10 protein-coding genes are annotated in these 16,791 nt (G+C 69.7%); 4 read left to right on the forward strand and 6 right to left on the reverse strand.

What is annotated here, in order from left to right; all coding sequences use genetic code 11:
* The first annotated feature begins 10 nt into the window (after positions 1-10).
* Positions 11-631, forward strand: a complete 621-nt coding sequence (locus ACN469_RS40630) for a YceI family protein (protein WP_498777268.1) — start codon at positions 11-13, stop codon at positions 629-631.
* Positions 632-732: 101 nt separating this feature from the next.
* Here the strand turns inward: ACN469_RS40630 and ACN469_RS40635 are convergent, their stop codons facing one another.
* The 4 genes from ACN469_RS40635 to ACN469_RS40650 all read right to left on the reverse strand — a co-directional run bounded on the left by ACN469_RS40635 (position 733) and on the right by ACN469_RS40650 (position 10,297).
* Positions 733-6,111: a DUF6982 domain-containing protein gene (locus tag ACN469_RS40635; RefSeq protein ID WP_498777270.1), complete on the reverse strand. Its 5,379-nt coding sequence runs from the start codon at positions 6,109-6,111 to the stop codon at positions 733-735.
* Between the two features lie 140 nt (positions 6,112-6,251).
* Positions 6,252-7,676, reverse strand: a complete 1,425-nt coding sequence (locus tag ACN469_RS40640; RefSeq protein ID WP_498777272.1) for a peptidase MA family metallohydrolase — start codon at positions 7,674-7,676, stop codon at positions 6,252-6,254.
* A gap of 45 nt (positions 7,677-7,721) precedes the next feature.
* Positions 7,722-9,056 (reverse strand): threonine ammonia-lyase, encoded by a 1,335-nt coding sequence (ilvA, locus tag ACN469_RS40645; RefSeq protein WP_498777274.1) that lies wholly within the window; start codon positions 9,054-9,056, stop codon positions 7,722-7,724.
* Between the two features lie 11 nt (positions 9,057-9,067).
* Positions 9,068-10,297, reverse strand: a complete 1,230-nt coding sequence (locus ACN469_RS40650; protein WP_498777276.1) for a Glu/Leu/Phe/Val family dehydrogenase — start codon at positions 10,295-10,297, stop codon at positions 9,068-9,070.
* Between the two features lie 96 nt (positions 10,298-10,393).
* Between ACN469_RS40650 and ACN469_RS40655 the strand changes: the two genes are divergently transcribed.
* Positions 10,394-10,891 carry a helix-turn-helix domain-containing protein gene (locus ACN469_RS40655; protein WP_498777278.1) on the forward strand — a complete coding sequence of 166 codons (498 nt, stop codon included), beginning with the start codon at positions 10,394-10,396 and terminating at the stop codon, positions 10,889-10,891.
* Positions 10,892-10,942: 51 nt separating this feature from the next.
* Here ACN469_RS40655 and ACN469_RS40660 read toward each other — a convergent pair whose 3' ends face one another.
* Positions 10,943-13,387 carry a DEAD/DEAH box helicase gene (locus ACN469_RS40660; protein ID WP_498777280.1) on the reverse strand — a complete coding sequence of 815 codons (2,445 nt, stop codon included), beginning with the start codon at positions 13,385-13,387 and terminating at the stop codon, positions 10,943-10,945.
* A 68-nt stretch (positions 13,388-13,455) separates the two neighbouring features.
* Here ACN469_RS40660 and ACN469_RS40665 point away from each other — a divergent pair, with 68 nt between their 5' ends.
* Both ACN469_RS40665 and ACN469_RS40670 read left to right on the forward strand, forming a co-directional pair.
* Positions 13,456-14,568 (forward strand): RNA polymerase factor sigma-32, encoded by a 1,113-nt coding sequence (locus tag ACN469_RS40665; RefSeq protein WP_498777282.1) that lies wholly within the window; start codon positions 13,456-13,458, stop codon positions 14,566-14,568.
* A gap of 36 nt (positions 14,569-14,604) precedes the next feature.
* Positions 14,605-15,213, forward strand: a complete 609-nt coding sequence (locus ACN469_RS40670; protein WP_498777284.1) for a hypothetical protein — start codon at positions 14,605-14,607, stop codon at positions 15,211-15,213.
* A 7-nt stretch (positions 15,214-15,220) separates the two neighbouring features.
* On the opposite strand, the gene ACN469_RS40675 is transcribed toward ACN469_RS40670, so the two are convergent.
* On the reverse strand, positions 15,221-16,789 hold the full coding sequence (locus tag ACN469_RS40675; protein ID WP_498777286.1) for a beta-ketoacyl synthase N-terminal-like domain-containing protein: 1,569 nt from the start codon (positions 16,787-16,789) through the stop codon (positions 15,221-15,223).
* Between the last annotated feature and the right edge of the window lie 2 nt (positions 16,790-16,791).

A 16,791-nucleotide genomic window follows, 5' to 3' on the forward strand; every position in this document is an offset into this window, starting at 1 on the left:
GCACACCCCTATGAAGACGACCCTGAAGAGCGCGATTGCCCTGCTGGTGGCCCTGCCGTCCCTCGCCATGGCGACCACGTGGGAGATTGACTCGGCCCACTCCGGCGCCGAGTTTTCCGTGAAGCACATGATGGTGACGAACGTGAAGGGCTCGTTCGGCAACGTGAAGGGCGCCGTCAACCTGGACGACAAGGACGTCACCAAGTCCACCGTCGAGGCGACCATCGACGCGACGACCATCAACACGAACAACGCCAAGCGCGACGAGCACCTGAAGGCGCCGGACTTCTTCGACACGGCGAAGTTCCCCACCATCACCTTCAAGTCGACGAAGGTGGAGAAGGCGGGCGAGGGCAAGCTGAAGGTCACCGGCAACCTGACCATGCACGGCGTCACCAAGCCCGTCGTCCTGGACGTCACGGGCCCGTCGAAGGAGTCGAAGGACCCCTGGGGCAACACCCGCACGGGCGTGGAGGCCACCACCAAGCTGAACCGCAAGGACTTCGGCCTCGCGTACAACCAGGCGCTGGAGACGGGCGGCGTGGCGGTCGGTGAGGAAGTCACCGTGAACCTGGACCTGGCCCTGACCAAGAAGGCCGACGCCGCGGCTCCTGCCCCGGCGAAGAAGTAATCGTCGGTTCGTTCATCGACGCTGAATGAAAGAGGGGCTCCCACGGTGGTGGGGGCCCCTCTTTCGTTTCAGGCGGGCTTTGAGGGCCCTGCTCTCGTGGCTCAGCCTTCGGCGACGGCCTGCACGCTGGAGCGGTAGATGAAGATGCGGGCGGTGTTGGTGCGCTGGTCCGCGGGGATGACGAAGAAGCCGGGCGTCGTCCCCTTGAAGTCCTGCGAGAAGCCGGCGACCTGGCGTCCGTCGTTGAAGGTGACGCGAATCTTCTGACCCTCGGCCTGCGGCTGACGTGCACCTGCGGCGAGCATGAAGAAGATGGCCTTCACGCGCTTGCCGGGAATCTGCTCCGGCGCGTAGCCGCTCTGCTGCTCCAGGGAGATGACCTCGTCGAGCAGGTCCGCGTCGCGGATGGTGCCGCGCTTCACCTGTCCCTCGACGGTGTGGATGATGACGCGATGCTCACCCTCGATGAACGAGGTGATGGAGTCGGAGTGCATCGGCGGGACGACCGCGAAGAGCGGCTCCCGTGATGCGGCGAGCGACTGCGGGCGCTCGGCCAGGGACGGCGTTGCCAGCGGGGCGCGTGCGGTGGCCGAGTAGGGGCTCGGGTGGGCCGCGGGAGCGGGGCTCCTGAGCGCGGCGCTCATCGCGGCGGCGGCCACGGCGGTGGCGGCGAGCGGAGATGAGACTTCCGGAGGCTCGACGGCCTCTTCCACCAGCTCGATTTCCGCCAGCTCCTGCTCCTGCTCGAGCTCGACGGGGACTTCCTCCGTCTCGAACGGCGCGGGCGTGGAGTCGAACTCGGGCTCGGCGGTGGAGAAGTCGGTCACCGTGGCGCCGAACGGCTGATTGTCCTGGGCCTGCCAGGGGGCGCTCGGCGGGGTGGGGGACTCCTCGGACCAGGACACGTCCTCGGTCTGGACGGGCTCGGCGGGGAGGGAGTCCTCGGAGGACAGCTCGACCATGGGCTCCACGTCGACGGGCGCTTCGCTCCACTCGCCCTGCTGGGGCGCGGCTTCCTCGTGGTGGGCCGTGGGCTCACCGTCCCACGTGGCCGTGGCGGAGTCGGAAGACGCGCTCCACTCGGTCTGGGCGGCGGGCTGCTGCTCGGACCACTCGGCGGTGGGCTCGGGCTCCTCGGGCACCCACTCGGGTTGCGGCTCGGCGGGCGCCGCTTCGGCCGTGTCCCAGGTGGACTCCGTCTGCGTGTTGGCGGGCGCGCCCCACTCGGGAGCGGCGGCCTGCTCGGCCGTGGAGGAGGACCACTCGGCCTGGGCGGCGTCGGCGGGGAGTTCCTCGGTGGCGGCCCACTCAGGCTGCGCGGTGGCTACTGTCTCCGTGGGGGAGGACCACTCGGCCTGCACGGCTTCGGGGGCAGGCTCTTCCGTCGTCGCGGACCACTCGGGCTGCGCGGCTTCGGGGGCAAGCTCTTCCGTCGTCGCGGACCACTCGGGCTGCGCGGTGGCGGCTTCGCTCGTCGACCACGCGGTCTGGACGGCGTCGGCGGGGAGTTCCTCGGTGGCGGCCCATTCGGGCTGCGCGGTGGCGGCTTCGCTCGTCGACCACTCGGTCTGGACGGCGTCGGCGGGGAGTTCCTCGGTGGCGGCCCATTCGGGCTGCGCGGTGGCAGCTTCGTCCGTCGACCACTCGGCCTGGACGGCGTCGGCGGGGAGTTCCTCGGAGGTGGCCCACTCGGCCTGGACGGCGTCGGGAGCAACCTCTTCCGTCGCCGCCCATTCGGGCTGAGCGGTGGCGGTGGCGGCTTCGTCCGGAGTGGTGGCCCACTCGGCCTGGACGGCGTCGGCGGGAAGCTCCTCGGTGGCGGCCCACTCAGGCTGCGCGGCGGTGTCGGTCGCTGCGTCGACGGTGGATGCGGACCATTCGGCCTGGACGGCGTCGGCGGGGAGTTCCTCGGCGGCGGCCCACTCGGGCTGCGCGGGGGCGGCTTCGCCCGTGGACCACTCGGCCTGGACGGCGTCGGCGGGGAGTTCTTCGGAGGCGGCCCACTCGGGCTGCGCGGGGGCGGCTTCGCCCGTGGACCACTCGGCCTGGACGGCGTCGGCGGGGAGTTCCTCGGTGGCGGCCCATTCGGGCTGTGCGGGGGCGGCTTCGCCCGTGGACCACTCGGCCTGGACAGCGTCGGCGGGGAGTTCCTCGGTGGCTGCCCACTCGGGCTGTGCAGCGGTGCCGGTCGCCGCATCATCCGAGGTTGCCGACCACTCAGCCTGGACCGCGTCGGCGGGAAGCTCCTCGGTGGTCGCCCATTCGGGCTGCGCAGGAGTGGCAGCGGCGTCCGTCGTGGACGCGGACCACTCCGTCTGCACGGCGTCGGGTGCGAGCTCTTCGGTCGCTGCCCACTCGGGCTGAGGGGCGGTGGCCGTGGACTCAGTGGACCACTCCGCTTGGACCGCGTCTGGCGCTAGCTCCTCCATCGCGGCCCATTCGGGCTGCGCGGCGGTGGCTCCGTCACTCGTGGATGTGGCCGACCATTCAGTCTGGACGGCGTCGGGAGCAATCTCTTCCGTCGTGGCAGCCCACTCCGTGGTGGTGGCTGCGTCACCGGTGGATGCGGACCACTCGGCCTGGACGGCGTCAGCAGGGAGTTCTTCGGAGGCGCCCCACTCAGGTTGCGCGGGGGCGGCTTCGCCCGCGGACCACTCAGCCTGGACCGCGTCGGCGGGAAGCTCCTCGGTGGTCGCCCATTCGGGCTGTGCAGCGGTGTCCACCGTGGACGCGGACCATTCGGTCTGCACCGCGTCGGGTGCAATCTCCGCGGTGGCTGTCCACTCGGTCTGTGCTTCCGCCGAGGCCGCGTGTTCGCCGGGAGTCTCCGTCGTGGGCCACTCGAGCTGCGCGGAGATGCTCGCGTCACTCGTCGACGTGGACCACTCGGGCTGCGCGGCTTCGCCCGTGGACTCCGGGGTCCACTCGGCTTGCGGCGCGGCCGCGGACCACTCCGACTGGGCGGCCTCGGGCGCGTGCTCCGTCGTCGCCGCCCACGCCGGCTCGGCGTTGTCTGGCGCGGCCTCGGTGGAGGCCGCTGCCCACTCGGGCTGAAGCTCGATGACATCGGAGCCCGGCGTGGGGGACTCGGCGGCCGTCTCGTTCCACTCCGACGTGACCTCCGTGGAAGCCCACTCAGGCTGCGACTCGACGGGCGCGGCCGGCTCCGAAGCGAGGCTCGCACTGCTCGCGAGGGGCTCCAGCTCACCCGACTGCGCGTCCCACTCGCCCTCGGAAGTGTCGGCCGGAAGGTCCAGGCCTCGCTCGTTCGAAGTCGAGTACTGCGCGGGCTCCAGGAACTCGCCCGCGGTCGCGAGCGGTACGGCCTCCTCGGGACTGCCGCTCAGGTCGAATCCATCGGTTGAAGCCGTGTCACCGAACGACGTCCCCGTGAAGGAGGACGCCGCGTGGGTGTCGACCTCAATCGTGTCGGCCTGGAGATCAGGCCCGACCTGCACGGAGCGCAGCTCCAGCGAAGGCACGGTCTCCACGCTGAAAGGCGACTCCACCGAAGACGCGGCTTCCGCCTCCACGCCCAGGTCTCCCACCTCGAAGGTGGGCGGCTCGTCGTGAACCGCAGTCTCCTCGAGCGGTTCGGCGCTCAAGCTCCCCTCGGGAGCGGACTCCATCTCCAGGACCGACACCTCGGCGCCCGCCGACTCGCCGGAGTGGAAGCTCTCGGACGTGGCGTCAGCGCTCACCTCACTGGCGTCAAGAGCGAGCTCCTCGGAGGTAGGCGACGCGGTGACGTCGGAGTCCGCTGCCGCCGTGGACTCCCAACCGCTGGAGGGCGTCTCCGTGGCGTCGAGCGACAGCTCCTCGGCATATGCCTCCGGTGCCGTCTCCGTGAACTCCGCCGCCGACGCGGGCTCGACCATGTCGGACGCATCGAGCGAGATTTCCGCGCCGACGGAGTGGGGGTCCGCCTCCTGGGTCGCGAAGGCGGAGTCGCCCGCGCTCGGCTCTTCGGACGACTCGTAGGCCGCGTCGCTCAGCGTGCCTGTGTCCGCTTCGGTGAAGTCCGGTTCCGCGACCGCGTCGTGCGCGGCACCGTCGCCCGTCGAAGGCACCTCCGTCACATCGCTCGCTTCAAGCGACATGGGCTCGGCGCTCTCCATCGCGCCGACGTCGATGACATCATTCGCGTCAGCGAGGTCCGTCGCGGACGACTCCAGCGGGTCCACGGCCAGCGGCGCGGAGTCCCAGGCCGCATCGAGCGACGTGGGCGAGTGGTCCTCGGCCAGCATCGGCTCGCTGTCGGCGGTCGCGTCGAGCAGCTCGACTTCCGAAGAAGGGACTTCCACTTCGGACTCGGAGGCCGTGAGGGTGGCCTCCTCGGACGTCTGGGCTTCGAGCACGGCGGAGACTGAATCGTCGGAGGCCGTTTCGACCTCCAGCGAGAGGTCCGCGAAGGACGACTCGAGCGAGGTCTCCGGCTCATGCCGCGCGGCCTCGGGCTCCACGTGCGTGTCGAGCTCTCCGAAGTCTTCTTCCGCGCTCAACTGCTGTGCCGCGCCCTGTTCGAAATCTTCCGGGGGGCTCGTTGACGAAGTCTCGTCCTGGAGCGCGGTGGCGTCTTCGTACGCCTCCGTGGTGGAGACATCCGTCTCCGAGACCTCCAGCACGTCCTCGAACGAGGAGGACTCGGACGTGGCCACGGGGGAAGCGCCAGCGGGGGGCGTGGGGCTCGGGGCCATCCACGGCGCGGGCTCGCTCAGGGCGGGGATGTCGATGTCATCCGTGCTGAGGGCCAGGTTCTCCGGCTCCGCGGCCGGAGGCGGGGTGTAGGGCGCCTGGGCCGGCTCCTCGTAGCCCGCGTAATAGGCCTGCTGCGCGGGGTCGGCGACCGGGGCTTCCGGAGTCGCCGCGGGCCAGGCCTGGTTCGGGTCGTAGCCCTGCTGCTGGGCATAGGCCTGATTCGGGTCGTAGCCCTGCTGCTGGGCATAGGCCTGATTCGGGTCGTAGCCCTGCTGGGCATAGGCCTGGTTCGGGTCGTAGCCCTGCTGGGCATAGGCCTGGTTCGGGTCGTAGCCCTGCTGGGCATAGGCCTGGTTCGGGTCGTAGCCCTGCTGGGCATAGGCCTGGTTTGGATCATGGCCCTGCTGCGCATAGGCCTGATTCGGGTCGTAGGCCTGATTCGGGTCGTAGCCGGCGGGGTAGGCGTACCACTGGCCGTCGTCGCCGTAGTAGCCCTGGGGCTGCTGAGCGTCGTAGCCGGCGGGGTAGGCGTACCACTGGCCGTCGTCGCCGTAGTAGCCCTGGGGCTGCTGGGCGTCATAGCCGGCGGGGTAGGCGTACCACTGGCCATCAGCGCCGTAGTAGCCCTGAGGGGCCGCCTCCGGCTGCTGCCAGGTGGAAGCGTCGGACGCGGGGGTGTCCTGGACGCCGAGGAGGCCACGCAGCTCACCCCAGCGCGCCTCCTCCACGGGAGACAGGCTGCCCAGCTTCCGCTTCTCGTCGAGGAAGCGAAATTCTCTCATTGCCGCACGCGTGTCCGACATCCGTCACCTTGCTGCGGACGGCGGACTGCCCGGTTACCGTCGCAGCGCAAATGGGGGGGCTGCGAGTGTAGGAGACTCCCGGGGAGGGGTAAACCAAATGGACCAAGCTTGCCCGGCAGCTACCCCTTGCGGACGACCTTCTCGATCTCCAAATCGAGCTCCCCCAGGGTCATTCCATAGTGGGTCCGCAGCGCCTTCTCGAACGACACCCCTCGCTTGCACACATCCCGAGTGAGGGTCAGCAGGCGGTGGGCGCCCTCCCGGCGCATCAGCTCCTGGACCGCGAGTCCGGAGACGGCATAGGCGATGGGGGGGTCGGGGGTGCTGATCGGAGCGACGACCATCATCTCCTTGACGCTGATGAGCCCACCGGCTGGGGAGGCGAGCATCGTCCGCATCTGATCCACCATCTCCAGGTTGGGGCCAGGGACATCCAGGTACTTCCACTCCACGAACATGGCCAGCCCTTCGTTGAACCAGATGGGCAGGTGGATCATGTCGCCGTCGCCCCCGCCGCAGATGTCGGCGACCGTGGCGTGGACGTATTCGTGGACGATGGTCGCCTTGGTCTGCCGTGTCAGCTGCTTGGCATGGTTGATGGCGATGGAGTTCTGGGCATACCTGCCAGCCACCGCCATCGCCACGGGGATACCGAATATCCTGCCGAACTCCTCGCCGGTGTAGAGCACCACGGACACGGCGGACTCCCGCGCCTCGCCCAGCACGCCTCGGGTGAAGTGGTAGGAATCGTTGAGTATCTCGACGATGCGGCCCTCGTAGTCAGCGCGCTCGCCGAAGTCGCGATCATTGTTGAAGTAGCTGATGATGAACCGGCTGTTGGCGCGCACCCGCATGCCCCGGGAGTCCACCCCGGACTCGAAGCCGAGCTTGGGCCCCCGGAAGCTCATCCCCGGTCGCGTCTCGAGTGACACCACGGAGGCCTCGTCTCCACCCATCGCGCTCGCGGGACGTGTCTGCGAGGGAGCGTTTCCGAGGCGCCGGGAGATGCGCGTGGCCTCGGACCGGGCCGAGTCTTCCTGAAGTGTCTGCTGGCGGGCCTTCTGGAGCAGTTTCTTGGCCTCGGCCGACTCCTTCGCGCGGGGAGGAACCTTCTCGAACGCCGCCTGAGCGCCCACGAAGTCCTGCTCCTCCAGCAGCAGCTTGCCGAGCTCCAGCGGGAAGGCACCGTCCTTCGGGAAGCGCGTCACGCCCTTCACCAGGGTGGCCTCGGCCGCGGCGCGCTGCTCCGTCTTTCGCGCGGCGGTCGCCAGGCAGCGCAGGGCCGGTGCGGACTCTTCATACAGGACGGCGCGCTCCCCCATGGAGTACGCCATCACCGTGTCGTCCGTCAGCAGCGCCTGGCAGCCCTTGGCGAGCGCGCCGGACACCGTGGCCCGCTGCTCGTCGGGAACCGCCTTCGCGTCGCCGGAAGAGAAGGCCAGGTACAGCTCCTCCCAGGCTTTCTGGCCGGAGAGCTCTTTCGCCTTCTGGGCGGGCGTTTGCGGCGAGGCGGCGAGCAGGAGCGCGACGAACAGGGAACGCATGCCCCCAGTATGGCCGAGCCCCGCCGCGTTCGCGCAAGACCCCCGCTACTTGCGGGCCACCTGCCAGCCAAGCTCCTCCAGGGCTTGCTCCAGCTCGCGGATGTGGGCAGGGCCCGTCGTCTCCAGCGTCACTTCCACCATGGCCTCGCCCAGCCCCGCCTTGGAGAAGGCGCGCTCGTGGTGGAGGTCCACCACGTTGGCTCGCAGGTCCGCGATGCGCGACGTCAGCCGCGCGAGCATCCCAGGCCGGTCCGGCAGCCGCACCTCGAGCTGGACCAGGCGACCGGCCTTCACCAGGCCGCGCTCGATGATGCGGCTGATGACGTTCATGTCGATGTTGCCGCCGCTCAGGATGATGGCGGTGCGCTTGCCCTTCGCCTGCGGGACGTGGCCGTTGAGCACCGCCGCCACGCCCACCGCGCCCGCGCCCTCCACCACGCTCTTCTCCTGCTCCAGCAGCGTGAGGATGGCGGCGGCGATCTCCTCCTCGTCCACCGACACCACCGCGTCCACGTACTTGCGCACCATGGGGAAGGTGAGCTCCCCCACCTTCTTCACGGCGATGCCATCCGCGATGGTGGTCCCCGCCGCGGGCAGCTCCACCAGCTTCCCCGCTTCAATGGACGCCTTCATGCTGTCGATGGTCGACGTCTGCACGCCCACAACGATGATGCCCGGCTTGCTCTCCTTCAGCGCGCACGCCACGCCGGAGATGAGCCCGCCTCCGCCAATGGGCACCAGCACCACCTCCACGTCCGGCCACTGCTCCAGGAGCTCCAACCCCAGCGTCCCCTGGCCCGCGATGACATGCACGTCATTGAACGGGTGCACGAAGACGAGCCCTTCCTCCTGCTGGATTCGCAGCGCCTCCGCGTAGGCCTCGTCGTAGTTGGCGCCCTTGAGCACCACCCGCGCGCCATAGTCATCCCGCGTGCGCGACACCTTGATGAGCGGCGTGCGCTCCGGCATGACGATGGTGGCCTTCACCCCCAGCCGACGCGCGTGGTAGGCGAGGCCCTGCGCGTGGTTGCCGGCGGACGCGGCGATGACCCCGCGCTTCTTCTCCTCCTCCGTCAGCGTCAGCAGCTTGTTGAGCGCGCCGCGCTCCTTGAAGGCGCCCGTGCGCTGGAGGTTCTCCAGCTTGAAGTACACCGCCGCGCACTCCGTCCGCTCGGTGAAGTAGTCCGAGGCGGGGCAGGGCGTGGGGCGGATGGCGTCGCGCAGACGCTCCCGCGCGGCGAGGATGTCCTGGAGGGTGACCATGGGCGCGCGTGTAGCGGAAGCGCGCCCCGGGCGGAAGGGACAGTCGGCGCCTCGGTGCCCGCCCTCCCGGGTTGCCGCGATGCGGCAGGCTCGCCCGGCAGCCACCCGGACGGGCACGCCCGAGCGCGTCAGATGCCGCGCAGCACGGTGGCCTTGCCCACCCGGCCGATGGCGAGGATGTAGGCCGCCGTCCGCATGGAGACCTTCCTCGAGCGGGCAATCTGCGCCACGCGCTCGTAGGCCTCCTTCATCGTCTTCTCCAGCTCCGCGTTGACGCGGTCCTCTTCCCAGGACAGGTGCTGGAGGTTCTGCACCCACTCGAAGTAGCTCACCGTGACGCCACCGGAGCTGGCGAGCACGTCCGGCACCACGAAGATGCCGCGCTTCTCGAAGACCTCGTCCGCCTCCGGCTGGGTGGGGCCGTTGGCGCCTTCGATGATGAGGCGCGCGCGCACCGCGTTCGCGTTGTCACGGGTGAGCACGTGGCCAATCGCCGCGGGGATGAGCACCTCGCAGTCCGCCGCGAGCACGTCCTCGTTGCTGCACGCCGTGCCGCCGCCGAAGCCCGTCACCGTGCCGGTGCGCTTGACGTGCTCGAAGAGGGAGGGGACGTCCAGGCCCTGCGGGTTGCGCACGCCGCCCAGCACGTCCGACACCGCCACCACCACGCCACCGTCCTCCCAGAGGAGCTGCGCGGTGTGGCTGCCCACGTTGCCGAAGCCCTGAATCGCGAAGCGCGTGCCCTTCACCGGCAGGCCCAAGTCACGCAGGATTTCGCGGCACACGTACAGCAGGCCCCGCCCGGTGGCCGCCTCGCGGCCCTTGGAGCCGTACAGCTCCAGCGGCTTGCCCGTGACGACGGCGGGCGAGTGGCCGTGGTAGCGCGAGTACTGGTCCATGATCCACGCCATCACCTGGGGATTGGTGTTGATGTCGGGCGCGGGGATGTCACGCGTGGGGCCGATGACGTCTTGAATCTGGTCGACGAACTTTCGCGTCAGCCGCTCCAGCTCCTTGATGCTGAGCTGGGACGGGTCGCAGGCGATGCCGCCCTTGGCGCCGCCGTAGGGGACGTTCACCACGGCCGTCTTCCACGTCATCAGCGACGCGAGTGACGCGGCCTCGTCCTGGTCCAGGCCCGGGTGGTAGCGCAGGCCGCCCTTCATGGGGCCCCGGCTGTTGTCGTGCTGAATCCGGTACCCGAGGAAGGTGCGAATCTCGCCGGAGTCCATCTCGATGGAGACCTGGACCTTCACCTCGCGCAGCGGCGTGGCGAGCAGCGTTTCGATGGGGGTGCCCACGTCCATGATCCGCGCGGCCTTGCGGAAGAAGTAGTTGGTACCCTCGACGGCGCTCATGTTTCGCAGTGCTCCTGGTGGCTGCGGTGGGTCCAAGAGGTCCCGCCCCGCGCGAAAGACCTTAACAGAAGGGGTGCGCTACCATAGGAAACTGCCATGTCTCCCGGCCCTGCGGATGCTTCCACGGTGAACGGACACCTGCAGGGCCTGGCCCGGAGAATTCGCGCGCTTCGAGAACGCCGGGGCCTCACCCAGGAGGACTTCGCCGCCCGGTGTGGCATCTCCGTGTCCTTCGCGTCACTGCTGGAGCGCGGCGAGCGCGGCCCCAGCTACGAGACGCTCCTCCAGGTGGCCGTCGCGCTGGAGCTGCCCTTGTGGGAGCTGCTCCGGCTGGATGACGTGGACGACGCGGGCGCCCACCGCTTGGAGGGCTTCGTCCGGGCCCGTCGGCTGTCGCGCCAGGACGTGGACCGGCTGCTGGAAGTGGCGGAGATGATGTTCAGCGCGGGCCCGCTCGCGGCGAGGCCCCACAGGCCGGAGCCCCCGCGCTGCGGTGAGCCCACCTGCGAGCGGCCGGTGCTGGCCCGAGGCCTGTGCACCGCCCACTACCACCGGGCCCGACGCAGGAAGGCCGCGCAACAGTCGGGCACCTGAGCGGAAGCGGGCCCCCGGGAAGCACGCGCCTCCCGGGGAGCACCCCCTGATTTACTTCTTGCGAGCGCGCTCGACCTTCAGCGTGCGCTCACCGTGCTGCTTGCCGTGCGTGGTCTCGAACCCGGCGGCGTCCTCGTCCGTGACGAAGACGTACGCGTAGGTGGGGCGCAGGTCCATCCGCACCACCTTGCCAGCGGGAGCGCCGGCGGCCTCGAGCGCGGCGGTGACGCCCGCCTCATCCAGGCCATCTTGCCTGCCCAGGCCCACCCACAGGCGCACCTGGCCCGGCAGGTCCGGCAGCGCCTCGCTGCGGGGACGACGCTCCTCGCGCGAGCCGCGCGGACGGTGCCGCTCCAGCTTCAGCGGCTTGTCGCCGTGCAGCTTGCCGTTGAGCGCCTCGAACGCCGGAGCATCCTCTTCCGACACGTAGGCGTAGCCGTAGGTGGGACGCAGGAGCGCCTTGAGCACCTTGCCGGCGGGCGCACCCGCGGCCTCCAGCGCGGCGGGCAGCTTCGCCTCGTCCATGCCGTCATCGCTGCCCAGGTTGGTCCACAGCTTCACCTCGCCGGGGCCCGCGTCGGGGGACGGGGGCGGGCGGGTGCCGGGCTCGCGCTCGGTGCGCGGCTTGCTCTTCTCCACGCGCAGCGTCTTGGTGCCGTGCTGCTTGCCGTTGAGCGTCTCGAACCCCGGGGAGTCGTCCTCCGCGACGAAGACGTACGCGAAGGTGGGGCGCAGCTCCGCGCGCACCATCTTCCCCAGCGGCGCGCCGGCGTCTTCCAGGGCCGTGGCGATGCTGCCCGGCCCCAGGCCGTCCGCCGTTCCCAGGTTGACCCACAGCTTCACCTCGCCAGGGCCCGCCTCCAGCGCCGCGGCGCCTCGGCTCGCGCCCAGGTCCCGCTCCCGACGGGGCTCGTCACGACGCGGACGGCGCTCGCGGTCCGGGTGCTCCGGGCGGGCCATGGGCTTCTCGCCCCGCTCACGCCGGTCCTCACCACTCCGCTCGCGACGCTCACCGCCCCGCTCGCGCTTCTCGTCGCGCCCGCGTCCACGGCCCTCGCTCCGGCTCTCGGTCTTGCGCGCGGGAACGGGCTCGCGGCCCTCGGTCTCCTGGGCCTGCTGGGCCTTCTCCATGCGCATGCGGCTGAAGAAGTACTTGAGCAGGAAGGCGACCAGGTCGTCCGCGTTCGGCTTGTTCTTCAGCTGCGCGGCCAGGGGCAGGAAGCCCTCGAAGATGGAGGAGCCGGAGGCCTCCTGGATTTCGCGCACGTGGCGCTCCGTCCAAAGACGCATCGCCTCCTCGGGCGCGGGCATCTCCTGCCGCTCGAACTTGATGCCGTACTTCTTCTCCAGCACTGTGTACGTCGCCAGCTCGCGCCCGGAGAAGAGGTTGATGGCGGTGCCCTTGTTGCCGATGCGGCCGGTGCGGCCGACGCGGTGCAGGTACACGGCCGGGTCCTCGGGCAGCGAGTAGTTGATGACGTACTCGAGGCCGGAGATGTCGATGCCGCGCGCCGCGATATCCGTGGCGACCATGAAGGCCACCTCGCCGCGCTTCACCTTGCCCATCACCCGCTCGCGCTCCTTCTGCGGCAGGTCTCCGTTGAGCAGCTCCGCGTCGAAGCCGTTGCGGTTGAGCACCGCCGTCACCAGCGCCGTGTCATCCCGCGTGTTGCAGAAGATGATGGCGTTGGGCGGCTCCTCCTTCTCCAGGATGTAGATGAGGTTGCGCGGCTTGGGGAAGGCGTCCGACACGTCGTAGCGGACGTGGTGGATGTGCTCCACCGTGAAGACGTCGCCGGACAACAGCAGCGTCTCCGCGTTCGTCGTGTACCGGGCGATGAGGTTCTGGATGTCCGTGGGCACGGTGGCGCTGAAGAGCAGCACCTGGCGGGCCTTCGGAAGACGGTCGAGGATGCGGGTGACTTCCTCGTAGAAGCCCTGGTTGAGCATCTCGTCGGCTTCGTCCAGCACCGCGTGGTCGCACCCGTCCAGCTTCAGGTTGCCCCGGTTGATGTGGTCGAACACGCGGCCGGGCGTGCCGACGATGATGGGCGTGCCCTCCTCGAACGCGTCCTCCTGCTGCTTCATGGAGGCGCCGCCGTAGATGGCCGCCACCTTCACGCCCTTGTTCTTGCCCAGGGACCTCAGCTCGTCCGCCACCTGCATCGCCAGCTCGCGCGTGGGGCAGAGGATGAGGGCGCGCACGCGCTTCTCGTCCGCGGGAATCTTCTCCAACAACGGCAGGCCGAACGCGGCCGTCTTGCCAGTGCCAGTCTTGCTGCGGACAATCAGGTCCTTGCCCTCCATCACAGGCCGGAACGCCCGGGCCTGGACAGGGGTGGGATGGGTGTAGCCGCGCTCCGCCAGCGCGCGGCGGAGGGGCTCGGACAGATTCATTTCGTCGAAGCCGATGTCCGCGATGTATTCGGCGGGACGCGTCGGTGCTTCGTCGGTGGCCGGGGTGCCCGGCTCGGTGGGCTCTTGGATGTCGCTCATCAAGCAGGGGCATAGCCCCTGCATTACCCTCTGGCAACAATCGCGGCACTTTGGGGTATGGAGCGCCCATGGCGAGTGGAGGGAAAAGAACCAAAGGAGCGGCTTCCCGGCCCCGTGCGAAGCGGGCGGCGGGCAGCGCGCCCGCCCAGGCGGAGGTCGTCGAGGCGGAGGTGGAGGAACCAGGGGCCCAGACAGCGCCAGACCCGGATTCCTTGGAGCCGGACGAGGCGGAGCTGGCCGAGGCGGAGCCCGAGGTGGAGGTCTCCAGGCCCGTGCCGGCCCGGGCCCTCGTCAAGTCGAGCGAAGCAGCGCTCTCCAACCGGGACCCCCTCCAGGCCTACATGGCGGAGGTGCATCGCCACCCCCTGCTGACGCGCGAGGAGGAGCTGGAGCTGTCGCGCCACTACCGCGACACGGGCGATGTGCGCACCGCCTACCGGCTGGTGGCCTCCAACCTGCGGCTGGTGGTGAAGCTGGCCCACGAGTACCACCGCAACCCGCTTTCCCTGTTGGACCTGGTCCAGGAGGGGAACATCGGGTTGATGCAGGCGGTGAAGAAGTACGACCCGGAGCGGGGCGTGAAGCTGAGCAGCTACGCGGCCTGGTGGATTCGGGCGTACATCCTTCGCTACATCATGGACAACTGGAAGATGGTGAAGCTGGGGACGACCGAGGCCCAGCGGAAGCTCTTCTTCAAGCTGCGCCAGGAGCAGGACAAGCTCGTGGCCCAGGGCTTCGAGGCCAGCCCCAAGCTGCTGGCGGAGCGGCTCAACGTCACCGAGCAGGACGTGGTGGAGATGGACCAGCGGCTCGGCCATGACGAGCTGTCCATCGACGCGCCGCTGGGCGGGGACGACGAGGGCTCGCGGGGCACGCGCGCGGACCGCTACCTGCCCTCGGGCGCCATCCCCGCCGACGAGCGGCTGGGCGCCGAGCAGCTCAAGGCCCTCTTCCGCGAGAAGCTCTCCGAGTTCTCCCGGACGCTGGAGGGCAAGGAGCGCTTCATCTTCGAGAACCGGCTCACCTCCGACGAGCCGCTGACGCTCCAGGACATCGGCGACAAGTACGGCGTCAGCCGGGAGCGCGCGCGGCAAATCGAGGCGGCGCTCATCCAGCGGATGCGCGAGTTCATGCGGGAACACATCCCCGACTTCGATTTGGTGGCCACCCCCAAGGGCTGACGGGGGCGGGAGCGCGCGGCGGGAGCGGGGAGCGGTATGCTCCCGCTCGCCACTGCTTCCACCTGGGGGTTGTTCATGGGCCGCTTCTTCCGCGCCTCGAGCGTGTGCCTCGTCGCCGCCGCGCTGCTGACGCTCGCCGGTTGTGCTCGCTCACTCCGGCAGAACTACCTGCGCGACAAGGCCGCGGACCACGTCTACGCCCGGACGCTGCCGGACCTCTGGCCGGAGGTGAAGGCGCTGCTCAAGGAGCAGGGCTACTCCTGGAAGGAGACGCAGGGCCAGTTCGTGCTGGAGACGGAGTGGCGTGACGCCGGGGGCGGCACGCTGGGGCCCACCTCGTCCTCGCGCTTCCTGGTGGAGGGCCTCACGCTCGCCAACGGAGGCGCCATCCTCCGGGTGATGCGGGGCAACCGGGTGTCCCAGTCCATTGGCGTGGGCAACGTGGACCAGCGCATCGCCACCGGCGGCTCGCAGCGCGCCCAGGAGGAGCAGGCCCAGGCCCGTCTGGACTCCACCACCAGCGGCATGCTGCCCACGCAGCAGAGCTACGCGCGGGACTTGGAGCTGGAGCTGCTGTTGCTCCAGCGAATCGACCCGACCTCGGCCGCGAAGCTGGAGGCGGACGCGGTGAGCGCCCACCCCTGAGCCCGCGCTACTTCTTCCAGGGGCGGGAGATGATGCAGGCGTTGATGCCGCCCACGCCCATGGACAGCTTGCCCGCGCAGCCGGCGGGCGCCGCCACGGCCTCGTCGAACACGAAGCGGCCGTGGACGCGCGAAATCTGCTGGTTGAGCTCCGTCTTCTTCAGCGGGGTGGGGAACACCTGCCCGCGTCCGTAGCCCAGGTACTGCGCGGTCAGCTCCCAGCCGCCGCCCGCGGACATGCCGTGGCCGAACGTGCCCTTGCGCGCGGTGATGAGCACCGACTCGGGCAGCACGTCCCGCAGGTTCTGCACCTCCAGGTAGTCACCCGGCGTGGCGGTGGCGTGCAAATCCCAGCTCCCCACGTCGGAAGCCGAGCAACCCGCGGCGGCCAGCGCCTCGCGGATGGCCAGCGTGGGGCCTTCCTTGGACGGCGTGATGATGTGGTCCGCGTCCGCGGTGACGCCCACGGAGACGGGCTCCATGCCCAGCGGCTTGAAGCCCTTGGACGTGAAGTAGTCGTAGTCGCCCAGCACCCAGACCACCGCGCCTCCCGCGATGTGCGTGCCGCGCAGCGCGGTGAGGGGCTTGGAGATGGCGGCGTCGGCGGAGATGACGCGGGCGTTGTAGAAGCCGCCCACGACGAGCGGGTTGGGCGCCGCGTCCGTCATGCCCATGACCACGGCCTTCGCCTCGCCCAACTGCAGCGAGTTCATGGCCAGCTTCAGCCCGTAGCCGAAGGACGAGCACGCGGCGACGGGCGCGAACGTCATGCCGGTGATTTGCCCCAGCATCGAAATCTGCGAGGCGGGCGTGTTGTGGATGTTCCACAGCACGTTGGAGGAGACGGCGTTCCAGGGCGGCTCCGGCGACATCCACTTCTTCTGCAGCCGGGCGTTGCGGGTGCGCTTCTCCTTGATGACGGCCAGCTTCGCGGACTCCACGTCGGCGCCGTCCGGCACGCCGATGGCTTCGATTTCGCGCAGCTCCGACAGATACTCGCGCAGCTCCGTGGAGTGGCCCGTCCAGAAGTGCCACCACGCGTCCTCGGCCTCGTCGCGGATGCCCTCTTCCACCGACGACGGCTCCGGCGGCAGGCCCGTCAGGGGCTCGCGCGTCTCCAGCCACTTGCGCAGCACCGCGTTGCGCTCCGGCGCGGACCAGAAGCGGTCCCACCGGCGCTGGGCGCGGTACAAATCCAACGAGATGGACTGGATGGTGGGCAGGTCGCCCAGGCCCGTGCCCACGTAGACGTGCGCGCGGGGCCCCAGGGCCTGCAGCTCCTGCTCCAGCCCGGGGTTCTGCGCGAGCGACTGGATGAACGCGCCGATGGCGAACTGCGTCGGCTGGCCCATCTTCCGCTCCAACTGCGAGAAGCGGTTGGCCGGGAAGCGCTCGTCAATCCAGGGCTTGTAGTCGGACAGCTGGAAGTCGGGCGTGCCGACGAGGAAGTTGTCCGGCCCGAAGCCGTTGAAAGGGGACAGCCAGCTCTCGGAGGACGTGAGGTTCCTCTCGAACGCCTCGATGTTCCTGGACCGGGGGGCGACGACGCCCCAGCCGAAGATGCCAACTCTGCGCACGG

This window comes from Corallococcus terminator (genome assembly GCF_049194865.1).
Lineage (GTDB): Bacteria > Myxococcota > Myxococcia > Myxococcales > Myxococcaceae > Myxococcus > Myxococcus terminator_A.